This window comes from Kitasatospora sp. NPDC001547 (genome assembly GCF_042894165.1).
In the GTDB taxonomy this organism is placed as follows: Bacteria; Actinomycetota; Actinomycetes; order Streptomycetales; family Streptomycetaceae; genus Kitasatospora.
This window is the reverse complement of record NZ_JBIAVL010000011.1, coordinates 43928-60085: the sequence shown is the minus strand read 5'-3', so window position 1 is coordinate 60085 and position 16158 is coordinate 43928. Positions and strand designations below refer to the sequence as shown.

At 72.2% G+C, this 16158-nt stretch carries 15 protein-coding genes; 11 read left to right on the top strand and 4 right to left on the bottom strand.

The features are described 5' to 3' along the window. Nucleotides 1-26: 26 nt before the first annotated feature. Together dxs and ACFY0X_RS20965 are read left to right on the top strand one after the other, a co-directional pair. Entirely contained in the window at nt 27-1937 is a 1911-nt protein-coding gene (gene dxs / locus ACFY0X_RS20970) for a 1-deoxy-D-xylulose-5-phosphate synthase (RefSeq protein WP_387756658.1), read from the top strand. Continuing rightward, nucleotides 1927-3327, top strand: a complete 1401-nt coding sequence (locus ACFY0X_RS20965; protein WP_387756657.1) for an aspartate aminotransferase family protein — start codon at nt 1927-1929, stop codon at nt 3325-3327. Before dxs ends, ACFY0X_RS20965 begins: the two co-directional genes overlap by 11 nt. A 71-nt stretch (nt 3328-3398) precedes the next feature. Here ACFY0X_RS20965 and ACFY0X_RS20960 read toward each other — a convergent pair whose 3' ends face one another. After that, nucleotides 3399-3671, bottom strand: coding sequence for a DUF6343 family protein (locus ACFY0X_RS20960; protein WP_387756656.1), 273 nt, complete (start codon nt 3669-3671; stop codon nt 3399-3401). A gap of 76 nt (nt 3672-3747) precedes the next feature. On the opposite strand from ACFY0X_RS20960, the gene ACFY0X_RS20955 reads away from it, so the two are divergent. Continuing rightward, a complete protein-coding gene (locus ACFY0X_RS20955; RefSeq protein WP_387756655.1) occupies nt 3748-3972 on the top strand; it encodes an I78 family peptidase inhibitor in 225 nt (74 codons plus the stop codon). Nucleotides 3973-4073: 101 nt separating this feature from the next. Here ACFY0X_RS20955 and ACFY0X_RS20950 read toward each other — a convergent pair whose 3' ends face one another. Both ACFY0X_RS20950 and fabG read right to left on the bottom strand, forming a co-directional pair. Continuing rightward, entirely contained in the window at nt 4074-4883 is an 810-nt protein-coding gene (locus ACFY0X_RS20950) for a phosphatase PAP2 family protein (protein WP_387756654.1), read from the bottom strand. Between the two features lie 232 nt (nt 4884-5115). Next, nucleotides 5116-5883, bottom strand: a complete 768-nt coding sequence (gene fabG / locus ACFY0X_RS20945) for a 3-oxoacyl-ACP reductase FabG (protein ID WP_387756653.1) — start codon at nt 5881-5883, stop codon at nt 5116-5118. A gap of 446 nt (nt 5884-6329) precedes the next feature. On the opposite strand from fabG, the gene ACFY0X_RS20940 reads away from it, so the two are divergent. Beyond that, nucleotides 6330-7154, top strand: a complete 825-nt coding sequence (locus tag ACFY0X_RS20940) for a MarR family winged helix-turn-helix transcriptional regulator (RefSeq protein WP_387756652.1) — start codon at nt 6330-6332, stop codon at nt 7152-7154. Nucleotides 7155-7331: 177 nt separating this feature from the next. On the opposite strand, the gene ACFY0X_RS20935 is transcribed toward ACFY0X_RS20940, so the two are convergent. Beyond that, entirely contained in the window at nt 7332-8198 is an 867-nt protein-coding gene (locus tag ACFY0X_RS20935; RefSeq protein WP_387756651.1) for an aldo/keto reductase, read from the bottom strand. 609 nt (nt 8199-8807) lie between these two features. On the opposite strand from ACFY0X_RS20935, the gene ACFY0X_RS20930 reads away from it, so the two are divergent. From ACFY0X_RS20930 to ACFY0X_RS20900, 7 genes are all read left to right on the top strand, one after another. Continuing rightward, entirely contained in the window at nt 8808-10583 is a 1776-nt protein-coding gene (locus ACFY0X_RS20930; protein ID WP_387756650.1) for an ABC transporter transmembrane domain-containing protein, read from the top strand. A gap of 43 nt (nt 10584-10626) precedes the next feature. Beyond that, nucleotides 10627-12399: an ABC transporter ATP-binding protein gene (locus ACFY0X_RS20925; protein ID WP_387756649.1), complete on the top strand. Its 1773-nt coding sequence runs from the start codon at nt 10627-10629 to the stop codon at nt 12397-12399. Nucleotides 12400-12523: 124 nt separating this feature from the next. Beyond that, the gene (locus tag ACFY0X_RS20920) at nt 12524-12769 is read left to right on the top strand and encodes a LapA family protein (RefSeq protein WP_387756648.1); all 246 of its coding nucleotides are present in this window, start codon (nt 12524-12526) and stop codon (nt 12767-12769) included. Nucleotides 12770-12825: 56 nt separating this feature from the next. Next, nucleotides 12826-13545, top strand: a complete 720-nt coding sequence (locus ACFY0X_RS20915) for an amino acid ABC transporter ATP-binding protein (protein WP_387756819.1) — start codon at nt 12826-12828, stop codon at nt 13543-13545. Between the two features lie 120 nt (nt 13546-13665). Beyond that, complete coding sequence (locus ACFY0X_RS20910; RefSeq protein ID WP_387756818.1) at nt 13666-14565, top strand: glutamate ABC transporter substrate-binding protein; 900 nt, start codon at nt 13666-13668, stop codon at nt 14563-14565. A gap of 12 nt (nt 14566-14577) precedes the next feature. After that, complete coding sequence (locus tag ACFY0X_RS20905; RefSeq protein ID WP_387756647.1) at nt 14578-15222, top strand: amino acid ABC transporter permease; 645 nt, start codon at nt 14578-14580, stop codon at nt 15220-15222. Continuing rightward, entirely contained in the window at nt 15219-16088 is an 870-nt protein-coding gene (locus ACFY0X_RS20900) for an amino acid ABC transporter permease (protein ID WP_387756646.1), read from the top strand. Before ACFY0X_RS20905 ends, ACFY0X_RS20900 begins: the two co-directional genes overlap by 4 nt. Nucleotides 16089-16158: the final 70 nt, after the last annotated feature.

Genomic DNA, 16158 nt, shown 5'->3' with positions numbered 1-16158 from the left:
ACCGCTCCGAGTCGTGAGGTGTACCCATGTCACTGCTCTCCCGCGTCACGTCCCCGGCCGAGCTGCGCAAGCTCCCCGCCGCCGAACTCCCGTTGCTCGCCGACGAGATCCGCGACTTCCTGATCGACGCCGTCACCCGCACCGGCGGCCACCTCGGGCCCAACCTCGGCGTGGTGGAGCTGACCATCGCGCTGCACCGGGTCTTCGACTCGCCGTACGACCGGATCGTCTTCGACACCGGCCACCAGAGCTACGTCCACAAACTGCTCACCGGCCGCCAGGACTTCAGCCGGCTGCGGATGCGCGGCGGGCTCTCCGGGTACCCCTCGCGGGGCGAGTCCGAGCACGACCTCGTCGAGAACTCGCACGCCTCCACCGCGCTCTCCTACGCCGACGGCCTGGCCAAGGCGGCCCAACTGCTCGGCCAGCACGACCGGCACACCGTCGCGGTGATCGGCGACGGCGCGCTCACCGGCGGACTCGCCTGGGAGGCGCTCAACAACATCGCCGAGGCCCGCGACCGGCCGCTGGTCATCGTCGTCAACGACAACGAGCGCTCCTACGCCAGGACCATCGGCGGCCTCGCCAACCACCTGGCCACCCTGCGCACCACCCAGGGCTACGAGCGCTTCCTCGCCCTCGGCAAGGAGGCCCTCCAGCGCACCCCGCTGGTCGGCCAGCCGATCTTCGACGCGCTGCACGGCGCCAAGAAGGGGTTCAAGGACGCCTTCGCCCCGCAGGGCATGTTCGAGGACCTCGGCCTCAAGTACCTCGGGCCGATCGACGGCCACGATCCGGGCGCGGTCGAACAGGCGCTGCGCCAGGCCCGCAACTTCGGCGGTCCGGTCATCGTGCACTGCCTGACCGTCAAGGGGCGCGGCTACCGGCCGGCCGAGCAGGACGAGGCCGACCGCTTCCACGCCGTCAACCCGATCGACCCGTACACCTGCCTGCCGGTCTCGCCCAGCGGCGGCGTCTCCTGGACCTCGGTGTTCGGGGACGAGCTGGTCGCTCTCGGGGCCGAACGGCCGGACCTGGTGGCGATCACCGCGGCCATGCTCCAACCGGTGGGCCTGGCCCCGTTCGCCAAGGCCTACCCGGAACGGACCTTCGACGTCGGGATCGCCGAGCAGCACGCCGTCACCAGCGCCGCGGGGCTGGCCACCGGCGGGCTGCACCCGGTGGTCGCGGTGTACGCGACCTTCCTCAACCGGGCCTTCGACCAGGTGCTGATGGACGTGGCCCTGCACCGGCTGGGCGTCACCTTCGTGCTCGACCGCGCCGGGGTGACCGGGCCGGACGGCGCCTCGCACAACGGCATGTGGGACCTGTCGATCCTCCAGGTCGTCCCCGGGCTGCGGCTCGCCGCACCGCGTGACGCCGAACAGCTGCGCGCCCAGCTGCGCGAGGCCGTCGAGGTCGGGGACGCCCCGACCGTGGTGCGCTTCCCGAAGGGCAACGTCGGACCCGCGGTGCCGGCCGTCGACCGGATCGGCGGGGTGGACGTGCTGCTGCGCACCGGGCCGGCGCCGGAGATCCTGCTGGTCGCGGTCGGCACCACCGCCCCCGCCTGCCTGGACGCGGCCCGGCTGCTGCTCGCCGAGGGCTTCACCGCGACCGTGGTCGACCCGCGCTGGGTCAAGCCGGTCGACCCGGCGCTGCCCGAACTGGCCGCCGCCCACCGGCTGGTGGTCACCGTCGAGGACAACGGCCGTACCGGAGGCGTCGGTTCGGCCGTCGCCCAGGCGTTGCGCGACGCCGACGTGGAGGTGCCGGTGCGGGTGCTCGGCCTGCCCCAGGAGTTCCTCGGCCACGCCTCGCGCGGGGAGATCCTGGAGGAGGCCGGGCTGACCGGGACCGGCGTGGCCGCCCAGAGCGCCGTCTTCGCCAAGAACCTGCTACCGACCCGAGGAGCGAACCCGCGCCATGCCGGCTGAACCAGACCGCCCCGCCTTCGACCTCGCCGCACTGATCGCCGAACGCGGCGCTGAGCGCTACGAGTTGCACGGCCGCTACCTCAACCCGCAGCTGCCGAGGATGCTGCACACCATCGGCTTCGACAAGTACTACGAGCGAGCCCGGGGCCAGTACTTCTACGACGCCGAGGGCAACGAGTACCTCGACATGCTGGCCGGCTTCGGCATCTTCGCGCTCGGCCGCCACCACCCGGTGGTGCGCTCGGCGATCCAGCAGGTGATGGACCTCGACCTGCCGGACCTGGTCCGCTTCGACTGCTCGCCGTTGCCCGGGCTGCTGGCCGAGCGGCTGCTGTCCCACGCGCCGGGACTGGACCGGGTGTTCTTCGGCAACAGCGGCACCGAGGCGGTGGAGACCGCGCTGAAGTTCGCCCGGTACGCCACCGGACGCCGAAGGATCCTCTACGCCGACCACGCCTTCCACGGGCTGACCACCGGCTCGCTCTCAGTCAACGGCGAGAGCGGGTTCCGCAAGGGCTTCGACCCGCTGCTGCCGGACACCGCCATCCCGCTCGGCGACCTCGGAGCTCTGGCCAAGGAGTTGAAGCGCGGCGACGTCGCGGGGCTGATCGTCGAGCCGATCCAGGGCAAGGGCGTCCAGGCGCCGCCGCCCGGCTGGCTGCGGGCCGCCCAGGCACTGCTGCACGAGCACCGGGCGCTGCTGATCTGCGACGAGGTGCAGACCGGCGTCGGCCGCACCGGCGAGTTCTTCGCCTACCAGCACGAGGACGGCGTGCTGCCCGACCTGGTCTGCGCGGCCAAGGCGCTGTCCGGCGGCTACGTGCCGGTCGGGGCGACGCTCGGCAAGAGCTGGATCTTCGAGAAGGTGTACTCCTCGATGGACCGGGTGCTGGTGCACTCGGCCAGCTTCGGGTCCAACGCCCAGGCCATGGCGGCCGGGCTGGCGACCCTGGAGGTGATGCGCGACGAGCAGGTGGTGGAGAACGCCCGCAAGGTGGGCGACCACTTCCGCGAACGGCTGGCCGCCCTGGTCGACAGGTACGAGCTGCTCGCCGAGGTGCGCGGGCGCGGGCTGATGATCGGGATCGAGTTCGGCCGGCCCAGGTCGCTCAAGCTGCGTACGGGCTGGACCGCGCTCCAGGCGGCGCGCAAGGGATTGTTCGCGCAGATGGTGGTCGTGCCGCTGCTGCAGCGGCACCGCATCCTGACGCAGGTGTCCGGGGACCACCTGGAAGTGATCAAGCTGATCCCGCCGCTGATCATCACCGAGCGCGATGTGGACCGGTTCGTGGACGCCTTCACCGACATCATGGACGAGGCCCACCGGGGGAGCGGACTGATGTGGGACTTCGGGCGGACGCTGGTCAAGCAGGCGGTCGGCGGCCGCTGAGGCCGGGGCCGGGGACGGCGCGGAGTGGGAAGTCGGCCGGGCCGACTTCCCACTCCGTGGGAGACACCGCGTCAGAGCTCGGTCCGGCGGCGCCGGACGACCACCACGAGATCGACGGCGGCGAACAGGGTGAGCAGGCCGCAGGCCACGGCGAAGCCGGTGAGGGCGCCCCGGCCGGGTGCGCCGTGGACGGGGGAGACGGCCGCCCAGACGGCGAAGCCCGCCGTCGCCAGCGCGAACAGCGGTGTGAAGGTGAGCGACAGCAGGTAGCGGAGCTTGAGGGCGCTGCGGGCGGTGGCCGGCTCGGTGCCGCTGCGCCACCGCCGCGGCGTGGTGGTGGGCATGCCGTTCACCTCCGGACCGCGCGGGTCGGGCTACGATTCCAGGGTACGTCCGAGGATGCGAGCCGGGGAGGGCACGATGTCGGGATCGGACGAGGCGGGGGCGGGTTCGGGTGCGGCGGGCCAGGACGGCGAGGGGTACGCGGGGCTGCGGATCGAGCGGGCCCGGGAGCTGGCCCGGCGGCACGGCTGGGCGACGGTCCGGGTGCTGGAGCCGGGGGACCTGATGACCATGGAGTACCGGCAGGGGCGGCTCAACCTCGCGGTGCGCGACGGGGTGGTCGAGCGCAGCTGGGAGGGGTAGGTCCGGCGCCCCGGTGCGGCTCGGGGGTGATGGGGCGGGGCTCGTCGGGGTCGGGCCGGCGGACATGGGCCGGTGGGGTTCGGGCTCGTTGCGGCGGGGGGTCAGTAGGGCAGGTGCCGGCGGGCGAAGCGCCGGTGGAGTCGCTGTTCGGCGGTGGCGACCAGGGGTTCCAGTAGCGGCAGGGAGAGCAGGACGAGCAGTCCGGCGGCCCAGCCGGCCAGGACGTCGGTGACCCAGTGGGTGCCCAGGTAGACCGTGGTCAGGCCGATCGAGCAGGCGGTCGCGGCGGCGATCAGCGCACCGGTGCGGCGCCAGCGGACCGCGAGGTAGGCGAGCACGCCCCAGGTGACCACCGCGTTGGCGGTGTGGCCGGAGGGGAAGATGGTGCCGCCGGAGAAGAGCTCGGGTGAGCCGACGTACTGGGCGTAGTGCGGACCGAGCCGGCCGGTGACGATCTTGACCGCGCCGACGGTGACGTTGAGCAACAGCAGCGCGATGCCCATGACCAGCAGCGGACGCACCCGGCCGAGGCGGTGGGCCCGCCAGCCGAGCCAGAGGAAGGCGGCGATCGCGGAGGGGCCGCGCTGGCCGGCGACCACCCAGGTGTCGAGCAGCGGCTCCAGTCGGGGCCACCGCTCGTAGGGACGCAGCAGCCGGACGGACCAGTCGAGGTCGACCAGCGCGGTGTTGAGCAGGACTCCGGCCAGTACGAGCAGGTAGCCGGCGAGGGTGACGGCGAGCAGGGCGGCCTGTCGTCGGCCCCTCGGCGGCCAGCCCGGCTCGCGGGCGGCGCCGACGATCGGGGCGGGGGTGTGCCCGGTGGCGGCGGCGCGTTCCCGGCGGCCGGTGTCGGGGGTGCGGCGCTCCGGCCCCTGGCGCGGAAAGGGAGCGGGGGTACTTCTGGATTGCACGGGGTGACCTTACCCAGCCGGACAGGGCTATTCCGGTGGTAATTGTCATTTTCCCGTGAAATCGACAATTGGGTCGATGAGGGGCGGTCCGTGGGGTGATTTCGGCGATTCCAGGATCGAAAGCCAGTGTGGTCGTCGAATGATTCTGCAAATTGCCCGGTCAAGGCAAACGGAGTGGGAGACCGGTGCTCCCGGCTTCCCACTCCGTGGTAACCCTGTGTAGGTTCCGTGCTCAGTCGAGGGGGCCGCCCGCGACGTAGATCACCTGGCCGGAGACGAAGCCGGCGCCCTCGCTCGCGAGGAAGGAGATGGTGTGGGCGACGTCCTCAGGCACGCCGACCCGCTGGACCGGGATCTGAGAGGCCGCGGCCCGCTTGAAGTCTTCGAAGTCCATGCCGACCCGGGCGGCGGTGGCCGCTGTCATGTCCGTGGCGATGAAGCCGGGGGCGACCGCGTTGGCCGTGATGCCGAACTTGCCCAGCTCGATGGCCAAAGTCTTGGTGAAGCCCTGGAGCCCGGCCTTGGCGGTCGAGTAGTTGGCCTGGCCGCGGTTGCCCTGGGCCGAGGACGAGGACAGGTTGACGATGCGGCCGAAACCGGCGTCGACCATGTGCTTCTGCACCGCGCGGGTCATCAGGAAGGCGCCGCGGAGGTGAACGTTCATGACCGTGTCCCAGTCGGACTCGGACATCTTGAAGAGCAGGTTGTCGCGGAGCACGCCCGCGTTGTTCACCAGGACGACCGGCGCGCCGAGCTCGGCGGCCACCCGGTCGACGGCGGCCTGGACCTGCTCGGCGTCCGAGACGTCGGCGCCGACGGCCAGTGCCGTGCCGCCGGCGGCGGTGATTCGGTCGACCGTCTCCTTGCCGGCGGCCTCGTCCAGGTCCAGGACGGCGACCGCGTAGCCGTCGGCGGCCAGCCGGACGGCGGTGGCGGCGCCCAGGCCGCGGGCGGCACCGGTGACGACGGCGACCCGGGGGGCGGTGCTCTGCTCGGTCATGCGCGCTCTCGTCTCTCTCTGGGTTGCCTCCCGGGGAGAGCCCCCGGCGAGGGTGGCCACACCCTACCGGCGGGTAAGGGGGGCGGCCAGAGTGGTGAGACACCAGGTGACGGTGGGTAAGGACCGGCCGGTCGGCTTTCTGCTGAGAACGCGTTACTGCAAGGGCTTCGCAGCGCGTAAATATGCCAATGTTGCCGAACCTGCGTCTACTATCCGCCCCTGCCTGCCAGCAAGGGCCCGCCGTTTGTATAGTGTCCGCCAGCAGCCACCGGCTGCACGGCTGGAGCGCCCTCCCTCATAGCTGGACGCCCACTCGCCGTTACTGCCCCACCCGGGTGTCCCACACACACCGGGTGTGACATCGGGACGGATACATGGTGCTGGGGGAGATCCCGACAACCCGCGTGTCTGCGCGACTGCAGCAGTCGCCCGGACACCTCATTCGCGTGGCACAGCAGGTCCACACCCGCTTGTGGTCCGAACACGTCGGAGCCGATCTCACGGCTCCGCAGTTCGCCGTGCTGCTGGTCCTGGCCCTTGAACCGGGTGCGGACCAGCGGACGGTCGGCGAGCGGGCCTCGCTCGACAAGGCCACGATGGCGGAGATGGTCGCGCGGCTGGTCCGCCGCGGCCTGGTGCTGCGCAGGCGCGACCCGGCCGACGGCCGGCGCAAGCTGCTGGCGCTCTCGCAGAGCGGTGCCCAGGCGGTGCGCGAGGCCACCGGCGGCGTGGTCCGCGTGCAGCGCGTCCTGTTCGAGCCGCTCTCGGCGGAGGAACAGGTCGAGATCGTCCGGGTGATGGCCAAGATAGCCAGGCTGGAGCCCGCGGCGGTCGCCGTCATCGCCGACGCGCGGCCGATACTGGACGCCCAGCGGGCGATCGGCTACCTGATCAGGGTGAGCCAGCAGGTGCACACCAAGCTCTGGTCGGAGCACGTGGGCGCCGAGCTGACGGCTCCGCAGTACGCGGTGCTGGACGCGCTGGAGCTGGAACCGGGCGCCGACCAGCGCACGGTCGGCGAGCTGGCCTCGCTGGACAAGGCCACGATGGCCGAGATGGTCAGCCGACTGGTGCGCCGCGGTCTGGTGCAGCGCCGGCGCGACCCCTCGGACGGACGGCGCAACCTGCTCTCGCTCTCACCGGCGGGACAGGACCTGCTGCACCGCTCGGCCGCCGGGGTGGCCGAGGTCCAGCGGCTGCTGCTGGCTCCGCTGGAGGAGAGCGAGCACGAGGCCGGACTCGCCCTCATCGCGAAGGCGGCCAGACTCTAGGTCAAATCTTCGCCGCAGTAGCCAAAACGATTCGCCAAAACGCTGAGGGCCCATGGCCATGGGCTTTGGCGGATCGGCATGCCGAAGGCCGCCCGCTCCCCTGGGGTGCGGGCGGTCTTCGTGTGTCCTGCCGTCAGGCGGTTCGGGGGTTCGGGGGCCGGGCCCCCGAACCGGGCCTCAGTTCCAGTCGAACTCCTGCGGGTCCGGGCCGATCCGCTTGCCGGTGGCCACGGTGGCGATCGCCGTGAGGTCCTCGGCGTCCAGCTCGAAGCCGACGACGTCCAGGTTCTCGCGGATCCGGGACGGGGTGACCGACTTCGGGATCGCGATCACGCCGCTCTGGAGGTGCCAGCGCAGCACCACCTGGGCGACCGTGCGGCCGTGCTTCTCCGCGATCTCCAGCAGCGCGGGCTCGGCGAGCAGCTCCTTGCCCTGGCCCAGCGGGCTCCACGCCTCGGTGGCGATGCCGTGCTCGGCGTGGAAGGCGCGCAGCTCCGTCTGCGGGAAGTACGGGTGCAGCTCGACCTGGTTCAGGACCGGGGCGACGGAGGCCCCGTCCAGCAGGCGGGTCAGCTGCTCGGTGCCGAAGTTGGAGACGCCGATCGACTTGACCCGGCCCTCCTCCTTCAGCTGCTCGAAGGCCTTCCAGATGTTCAGGTAGCTGTCGCCGTGCATCGGGCGCGGCCAGTGGATCAGGTACAGGTCGAGGTAGTCGAGGCCGAGCTTGGCCAGCGAGGCGTCGAACTCGCGCCGCACCGCGTCGCGGCCCTTCTCGCCGGACCAGTCGCGGGTGCCCGAGTTCCACAGCTTGGTGGTGACGTAGAGGTCCGCGCGGGCCACGCCGCCGGCCAGCGCCTCGGCGATCGCCGCACCGGTGCCGGTCTCGTTCTCGTAGATGGCCGCGGTGTCGATGGAGCGGTAGCCCGCCTCGATCGCGGCGCGGACGGCCGGGGTGGCCTCGGCGTCCGGGACCTGCCACACGCCGAAGCCGAGCTGCGGGATCTGCGCGCCGTCGTTGAGCGTGACGGTGGGGATGGTGCTCACGGGAAGGGGTGCCCTCCTGATTGTCCTGTGGTTCCAGTGGGGGCAACTGGTGTCCCGGTGTGATTGTTCCCGCCGAACGGGCGAATCCCGGGTGAAGCTTTGCGGGGGTTTGCCCGGGGTGGCCGGCCGGCCGGGGAGCGGGACGGAGACCGCCCTGGTGAGGGACGTGCGGCGGGATGTGCGGGCAGCGTGGGGGGCCGGTGCGCAGGGGGCGTGCGGAGCCGGCGTGCGGAGGGCGTACGGGGGCGCGCGGAGCCGGCGGGCCGGTCGGGCGGCGGGCCGCAGCGAAAAACCTGTTGCGTGGATCACGTGGAGGTTGGCAGGCTCGCGGCCATGACCTCCTGACTCCCGGGCCCTTCGTGCCCATCCCATCCCCGTCCGGTATCTCCCCGGACGCGTCACCGAAGCCGCGCCGCCGCCGTGCTGACGCGCCGCGGCTTCCGCCCGTCGGCTCGAGGCGTCCCGCCGTCCTGCTCGTTCGGCTTCCGCCCGTGCTGTGCGCACCTCGTCGAGGCGTTCCGCGCGCCCTGCTCCCCGTCCTCCCGTAGCTCCCCCGTACCCCTGTGCGCCCGCGCTACCGCGCCCGCGCACCGCCCGTATCGGAGTGTCATGCTGCTCACCCCCCTGCCGCTAACCGATCCCGGCCGTCCCGATCTCTCCTCACCCCTCGCCTTCCTGCGCTGGCTGCAGCGCAGCCAGCGGCGCGGGCAGCTGCTCGCCACCGTCTGGACGCTGATCGAGATGGGGTGCCAGGCCGCTCTTCCGGTACCGCTCGGCTTCGGTGTGCAGGCCGCCGTGGACGGCGACGCCGGCGGGATCTGGCGGGCCGGCGGACTCCTGGTCCTGCTGGGCGCGGGGGCCGCGCTCGGTACCGTGCTGGCGCACCGGCAGGCAGTCTGGAACTGGATCCACGCGGCCACCCACGTACGGCAGTTGGTGGCCCGGCAGGCCTCGCACCTCGGGGCCGGGCTGTCCCGCCGGATCGCCACCGGCGAGGTCGTCGCGGTCGGCAGCGGGGACGTCGAACGGATCGGCTGGTACGTCGAACTGGTCGCCCGGGTCCGGTCCGCGGCGACGGTCTGGCTGGCCGTCAGCACGGCGGTGCTGCTGGTCGATCCGGTGCTCGGGACCGGGGTGCTGCTCGGCGTCCCGGTGCTGGCGGCCTCGGTCTGGCCGCTGATCGGGCCGTTCGAGCGGCGCTACGAGCAGCAGCGCACCCTCGGTGGCAAGGCCACCGAGCTGGCGGCCGACACGGTCGCGGGGCTGCGGGTGCTGCGTGGCATCGGCGGCGAGGAACTGTTCCTGGAGCGGTACCGCGCGGCCTCCCAGAAGGTCCGGGCGGCGGCCGTCCGTTCGGCCCGGATCTGGTCGTTGATGCAGGCGCAGCAGGTGCTGCTGCCCGGCCTGTTCGTGGTCGGGGTCACCTGGTACGGCGCCCGGCTGGTGGCCTCCGGCGAGCTCGCCGTCGGCACCCTGATCGCGGTGTACGGCGCGACGGCCTTCCTGGCCGCTCCGCTGCGCATCCTGGGCGAGGCGGCGCACGCCTGGAGCGTGGCCCGGGTCTCCGCCGGGCGGGCCGTGCGGGTGCTCTCGCTCACCCGGACCGCGGGCCCGGCCGAGGCCTCGCTGACCAGGCCGGACAAGGCGGACCTGCACGACCCGGCGAGCGGGCTGACGGCGCGGGCCGGCGAGCTGACCGCGGTGGTCTGCGGGGACCCGGACTTCGCCGGAGCGCTGGCCGAACGGCTCGGCGGCCACGTCCCGCTGGCCGAGGGCGAACGGGCGCAGGCCTCGGTGCGGCTCGGCGGCACGGAGCTGGACGCGGTGCCGTTGGCCGAGGCCAGGGCGGCGGTGCTGGTCCACGACAAGGAGCCGGTGCTGCTCTCCGGCACGCTGGCCGAGCTGTTCGACATCCCCTCCTCGGGGCGGGTCCCGGCCGCCGAGGCGCTGGCGGCGGCCCGCTCCGAGGACGTGCTGGAGGCCCTGGTGGACGGCTCGCCGGAGTGCGGGGGAGACCCGATGCGCGCCCGGATCACCGAGCGCGGACGCTCGCTCTCGGGCGGGCAGCGCCAGCGGCTCGCGCTGGCCCGGGCCCTGCTGGCGGACCCGCCGGTGCTGGTCCTGGACGAGCCCACCAGCGCGGTGGACGCCCACACCGAGTCGAGGATCGCCGCCGGGCTGCGGGACACCCGGGCGGGCCGCACCACCGTGGTGTTCGCGACCAGCCCGTTGCTGCTCGACCGGGCGGACCGGGTGGTGCTGCTGCGGGACGGCCGGGTGGCCGCCGCCGGGCGGCACCGCGAACTGATGCGGACCGAGCCGGCCTACCGGGCCGTGGTGACCCGCGACGAGGAAGCGGCCCGTCCGGTGGGTGGGGCCGTATGAGCTCCGCCGTCAACTTCCCTGCCACGCAAGCGAGGAGAACGTCATGAAGCCTCCGGTCCAGGAGGAACGGGAACCGGCCGCCACCCTGCCGGTCGGCTCCCCGGCCGCCGTGCGCGAGTACCTGCTGCTGCTGGCGCGGCGGCACCGCGCCGGGTTCTCCGCGGTGGTGTCGCTGCACTCGACGGCCACGGTGGCCGGGCTGGTCGGCCCCTGGGTGCTGGGCCGCCTGGTCGAGTCGCTGGCCACCGGTACCGCCGGGTCCACCATCGCGGTGGCGGTCGCCTGGTACCTGCTGGCGCTGGTGGTGCAGGCGGCGTTCACCGGTTGGTCGCGGATGCGCGGGGCGGTGCTCGGCGAGCGGGTGCTGGCCGACCTGCGCGAGGACTTCCTGGTGCGCTCGGTGGCCCTGCCGACCGGCGTGCTGGAGCGGGCCGGCACCGGGGACCTGGTCTCCCGGGGCACCACCGACGTCGACCGGCTGGACAAGTCGGTGCGCGAGGCGGTCCCCGAACTCGCCGTCGCCGTGGTCTCGTTGCTGTTGGTGCTCGGCGCGCTGCTGGTCACCTCGCCGCTGCTCGCGCTGACCTCGCTGGTCGGGCTGCCGCTGCTGCTGGTCAGCTCCCGCTGGTACTTCCGGCGCGCGCCGCAGTCCTACCGCAGCGAGTCGGCCGGGTACGCGGCGGTGAGCAACGTGCTGGCCGAGACGGTGGACGCCGGGCGGACGGTCGAGGCGCTGCGGCTGGGCGACCAGCGGGTCCGGCTGACCGACCGCAAGCTGCGCGAGTGGCTGGCCTGGGAGCGGTACACGCTGTGGCTGCGCTCGGTCTGGTTCCCGACCATCGACGCGGTCTACACCGCGGCGGTGCTCGCCACCATGGTGCTCGGCGGGCTGTTCACCGTCCAGGGCTGGATCAGCGTGGGCCAGTTGACCACCGGCGTGCTCTACGCCCAGATGCTGACCGGCCCGGTGGACCTGATCCTGCGCTGGTACGACGAGCTGCAGATCGGCCAGGCCTCGCTGGCCCGGCTGGTCGGCGTGCGCGAGGTGCCCGAGCACGAGGGCGACGAGTCCGCCCGGCCGGACGGCCGTCGGGTCGAGGCGAAGGACGTCCGGTTCGGCTACCGCGAGGGCGCCGACGTGCTGCACGGGATCAGCCTGGACGTCGCCCCGGGCAGCCGGGTCGCGCTGGTCGGGCCGTCCGGCGCGGGCAAGTCCACCCTCGGCCGGCTGCTGGCCGGGATCTACACCCCCGGCCGCGGCAGCGTGACCCTCGGCGGCGCGGCGCTGGCGCGGATGCCGGCCGAGCGGGTGCGCGCGGAGGTCGCCCTGGTGAACCAGGAGCACCACGTCTTCGTCGGCACCCTGCGGGACAACCTGCTGCTGGCCGCGCCCGACGCGGACGACACCGAGCTGCGGGCCGCGCTGGACGCGGTGGACGCCGGGGCCTGGGTGGACGCCCTGCCGGAGGGCCTGGACACCGAGGTCGGCTCCGGCGGCACCTCGCTGACGCCGCCGCAGGCCCAGCAGCTGGCACTGGCCCGGCTGGTGCTGGCCGACCCGCACACCCTGGTGCTGGACGAGGCCACCTCGCTGCTGGACCCGCGGGCCGCCCGCCACCTGGAGCGCTCGCTCTCCCGGGTGCTGGAGGGCCGGACGGTCATCGCCATCGCCCACCGGCTGCACACCGCGCACGACGCGGACGTGATCGCGGTGGTCGAGGGCGGGCGGATCAGCGAGTACGGCAGCCACCCGGATCTGGTCGCGGCGGGCGGGCCGTACGCGGCGCTCTGGAGGTCCTGGCGGGACGAGCGGTAGCGGGCCGTCCGGGCAGCGGAGGTCTCAAACCCGTACGGGGTCCGATTGCCCCGTACGGGTTACTCCCTGGCCCGGAAGGGCGCGTAGCCGGGCAAATCGACCTTTCGGCCCGCAGACTGCTCCGGTGACCAAGATTTCAGACGGTTCGTCCCGTTCCTCGCGCGGTGAGATCGGCGGGATTCCCACGCGCTACATCGGGATCGGCGCCATCGTCGTCCTCGCCGTGTGGTTCCTGTTCGCCAACCTCGACAAGGTGAAGATCCAGTTCTGGGTCTTCACCGTCACCGCGCCGCTCTGGATCGCGCTGCTGGCCACGCTGATCGCGGGCGCCGTGCTGGGCTGGCTGCTGAAGGGACGGCGCGCCCGGTGACCACCGCCCCCGGGCCGGCCCCGACCGGCGCCTCGCCCTTCACCCCGCTGATCGAGATGCGCGGGGTCAACAAGCACTTCGGGGACCTGCACGTGCTGCGGGACATCGAGCTGACGGTGGGGCGCGGGGAGGTCGTCGTGGTCATCGGCCCGTCCGGCTCCGGCAAGTCCACCCTGTGCCGGGCGATCAACCGGCTGGAACCGATCGAGAACGGCAGCATCCTGATCGACGGCGAGCCGCTGCCCGCGGAGGGCAAGGGCCTGGCCAGGCTGCGCGCCGAGGTCGGCATGGTGTTCCAGTCCTTCAACCTGTTCGCGCACAAGACCGTGCTGCAGAACGTCTCGCTGGCGCAGATCAAGGTGCGCGGCCGGCCCAAGGCGGAGGCGGACGCCAAGTCCCGCGCGCTGCTGGAACGGGTGGGCCTGGCCGACCAGGCCGCCAAGTACCCGGCGCAGCTCTCCGGCGGGCAGCAGCAGCGGGTCGCGATCGCCCGAGCGCTGGCGATGGAACCCAAGGCGCTGCTGTTCGACGAGCCCACCTCGGCGCTCGACCCCGAGATGATCAACGAGGTGCTGGACGTCATGCGCCAGCTCGCGAGCGAGGGCATGACGATGGTCGTGGTCACCCACGAGATGGGGTTCGCCCGGGCCTCCGCGAACCGGGTGGTGTTCATGGCCGACGGCCGGATCGTCGAGGACCGCGCCCCGGAGGACTTCTTCGGCGCCCCGGAGAGCGATCGCGCCAAGGACTTCCTGTCCAAGATCCTGAAGCACTGAGGCGGCGCCGTGAACCACGAGACGACGTCCCCGGCGAGGCGCGTGACCACCGTGCCGGTGCCCGCGACTGCCGCGCCGGCGCCCGGGACCACCGCCACGACGACGGGGGCGCGGCCCGTCGTGCGGGCGGGGCAGCGACTGGTCGCCGCCGTCCTGCTGCTCACCGCGCTGGCGACGGGCTGCGGCAAGCCCGGTACCCCGCCGCCCAAGGGCCCGCAGCCCAGCGCCCTGCCCACCTACCAGGTGCAGGACGCCGCCGCGATCACCGGCTCGCCGACCCTGGACGCCGCCCGGGGCCGGGGCCACCTGGTGGTCGGAGCCAAGGAGGACCAGCCGTACCTGGGCCAGAAGAACCCGGCCACCGGCGAGTACTCCGGCTTCGACATCGAGATCGCCAGGATGGTGGGCGCCTCGCTGGGCTTCCCGCCGGACCGGATCCAGTTCCGGACCATCGCCTCGGCCAACCGCGAGACCGCCCTGCAGAACGGCCAGGTGGACTACTACGTCGGCACCTACACCATCAACGACAACCGGAAGAAGCTGGTCGGCTTCGCCGGCCCGTACTTCGTCGCCGGGCAGTCACTGCTGGTGCGCAAGAACAACACCACCATCCACGGCCCGGAGGACCTGAATGGCAGGAAGGTCTGCTCGGCGGCCGGCTCGACCCCGTACCAGCGCATCCAGTCGAAGTACCCGAAGGCCAAGCTGATCGGGTACGACACCTACTCGGCCTGCGTGGACAACCTGATCACCGACCAGGTCGACGCGGTGACCACGGACAACGCGATCCTGCTCGGCTTCGCGGCCAAGGCACCGGACGAGCTCAAGGTGGTCGGCCCGCTGTTCTCGACCGAGCCGTACGGGATCGGGGTGCCGAAGAACGACACCGTGCTGCGCGGTGCGATCGACGACGCGCTGGAGCACCACATCCGGAACGGCGACTGGCAGAGGGCCTTCGAGGCGACCCTCGGCCTCTCCGGGGAGCCGGCGCCGACCCCGCCGCAGATCGTCCGGTACTGAGAGGGCCGCGCCGTGAAAACGCTGACCGACAACTGGTCGACCTACTGGGACGGCTTCCTCGGCACGCTCTCGCTGTTCGCGGTGAGCGCCGTGCTCTCGCTGGTGCTGGGCGTGCTGATCGCGGGCTTCCGGGTGTCGCCGGTGAAGCCGCTGCGGGTGTTCGGCACGCTCTGGGTGACGGTGCTGCGCAACACGCCGCTGACCCTGCTGTTCTTCATCGTGGTGCTGGGCCTGCCCCGGTTCGACATCACCCTGCCCTTCTACACCTTCGCGGTGCTCGCGCTCGGCTGCTACACCTCGGCCTTCGTCTGCGAGTCGATGCGCTCGGGCATCAACACGGTGCCGACCGGGCAGGGCGAGGCGGCCCGCAGCCTCGGGATGAGCTTCGGGCAGACGATGGGCCTGGTGGTGCTGCCGCAGGCGTACCGCTCGGTGGTGGCGCCGCTCGGCAGCGTGATGATCGCGCTGGCGAAGAACACGGCGATCGCCGGGTCGTTCAGCGTCACCGAGCTGCTGGGCACCTACCGGACCATCAACGAACTGGGCTACAGCATCGTCTGGACCTTCGTCTGGATCGCCGTCGGCTACCTGATCATCACCCTGGCCATCAGCGCCGTCTTCAACCTGCTGGAACGACGAGTGGCGGTATCCCGATGACCGTTGAATCCTCGGCGCTGTACGACATCCCCGGCCCGAAGGCGCTCTCCCGGCACCGGCTGTACGGCGGGATCGCGCTGCTGCTGATCGCGGCGCTGATCGGCTGGGTGGTCTACATGCTGTTCCACACCCACCAGTTCACGTACGCCAAGTGGCAGCCCTTCGAGTACCGGGGCGTGCAGGACCTGCTGCTGCGCGGGCTCGGCAACACCCTGAAGGCCTTCGGCTGGGCGGTGCTGTTCGCGCTGCCCTTCGGCGCGCTGTTCGCGGCCGGACGGCTCTCCGAACACCGGGTGGTGCGCTGGCTCGCCACGCTGGTGGTGGAGTTCTTCCGGGCCATGCCGCTGCTGGTGATGATCTTCTTCATCTTCGTCGCGCTCAAGGTGCAGCCGCTCTGGGCGCTGGTGGCCGGGCTGGTGTTCTACAACGGCTCGGTGCTGGCCGAGGTGTTCCGGGCCGGCGTGCTCGCGGTGCCCAAGGGGCAGCGGGAGGCGGCGTACGCGCTGGGCATGCGCAAGACCCAGGTGATGACCTACGTCCTGGTGCCGCAGGCCGTCCGGTCGATGCTGCCGGCGATCATCAGCCAGCTGGTGGTCGCGCTCAAGGACACCTCGCTGGGCTTCCTGATCACCTACGAGGAGTTCCTGCACGCGGGCAAGCTGATCGCCACCAACCTGGACTACGACCTCCCGTTCATCCCGGTGGTGATCGTGATCGCGCCGATCTACATCGGCATGTGTCTGCTGCTCTCCTGGCTCGCCCGCTTCGTGGAGAAGCGCAGCCGGCGCAGCCCGAGCGTGCGCGGCGGGGCGCCGGTGGCCGAGGCGGGGGTGTCGATGGGACTTCCGCCGTCGGTGCAGGGATGAGAAGGATGGTTCGAGGCTGAACCATAGGTGCGGGTGGGGTCGGGGTCGGTACCTCCAAATTCCTCTTATG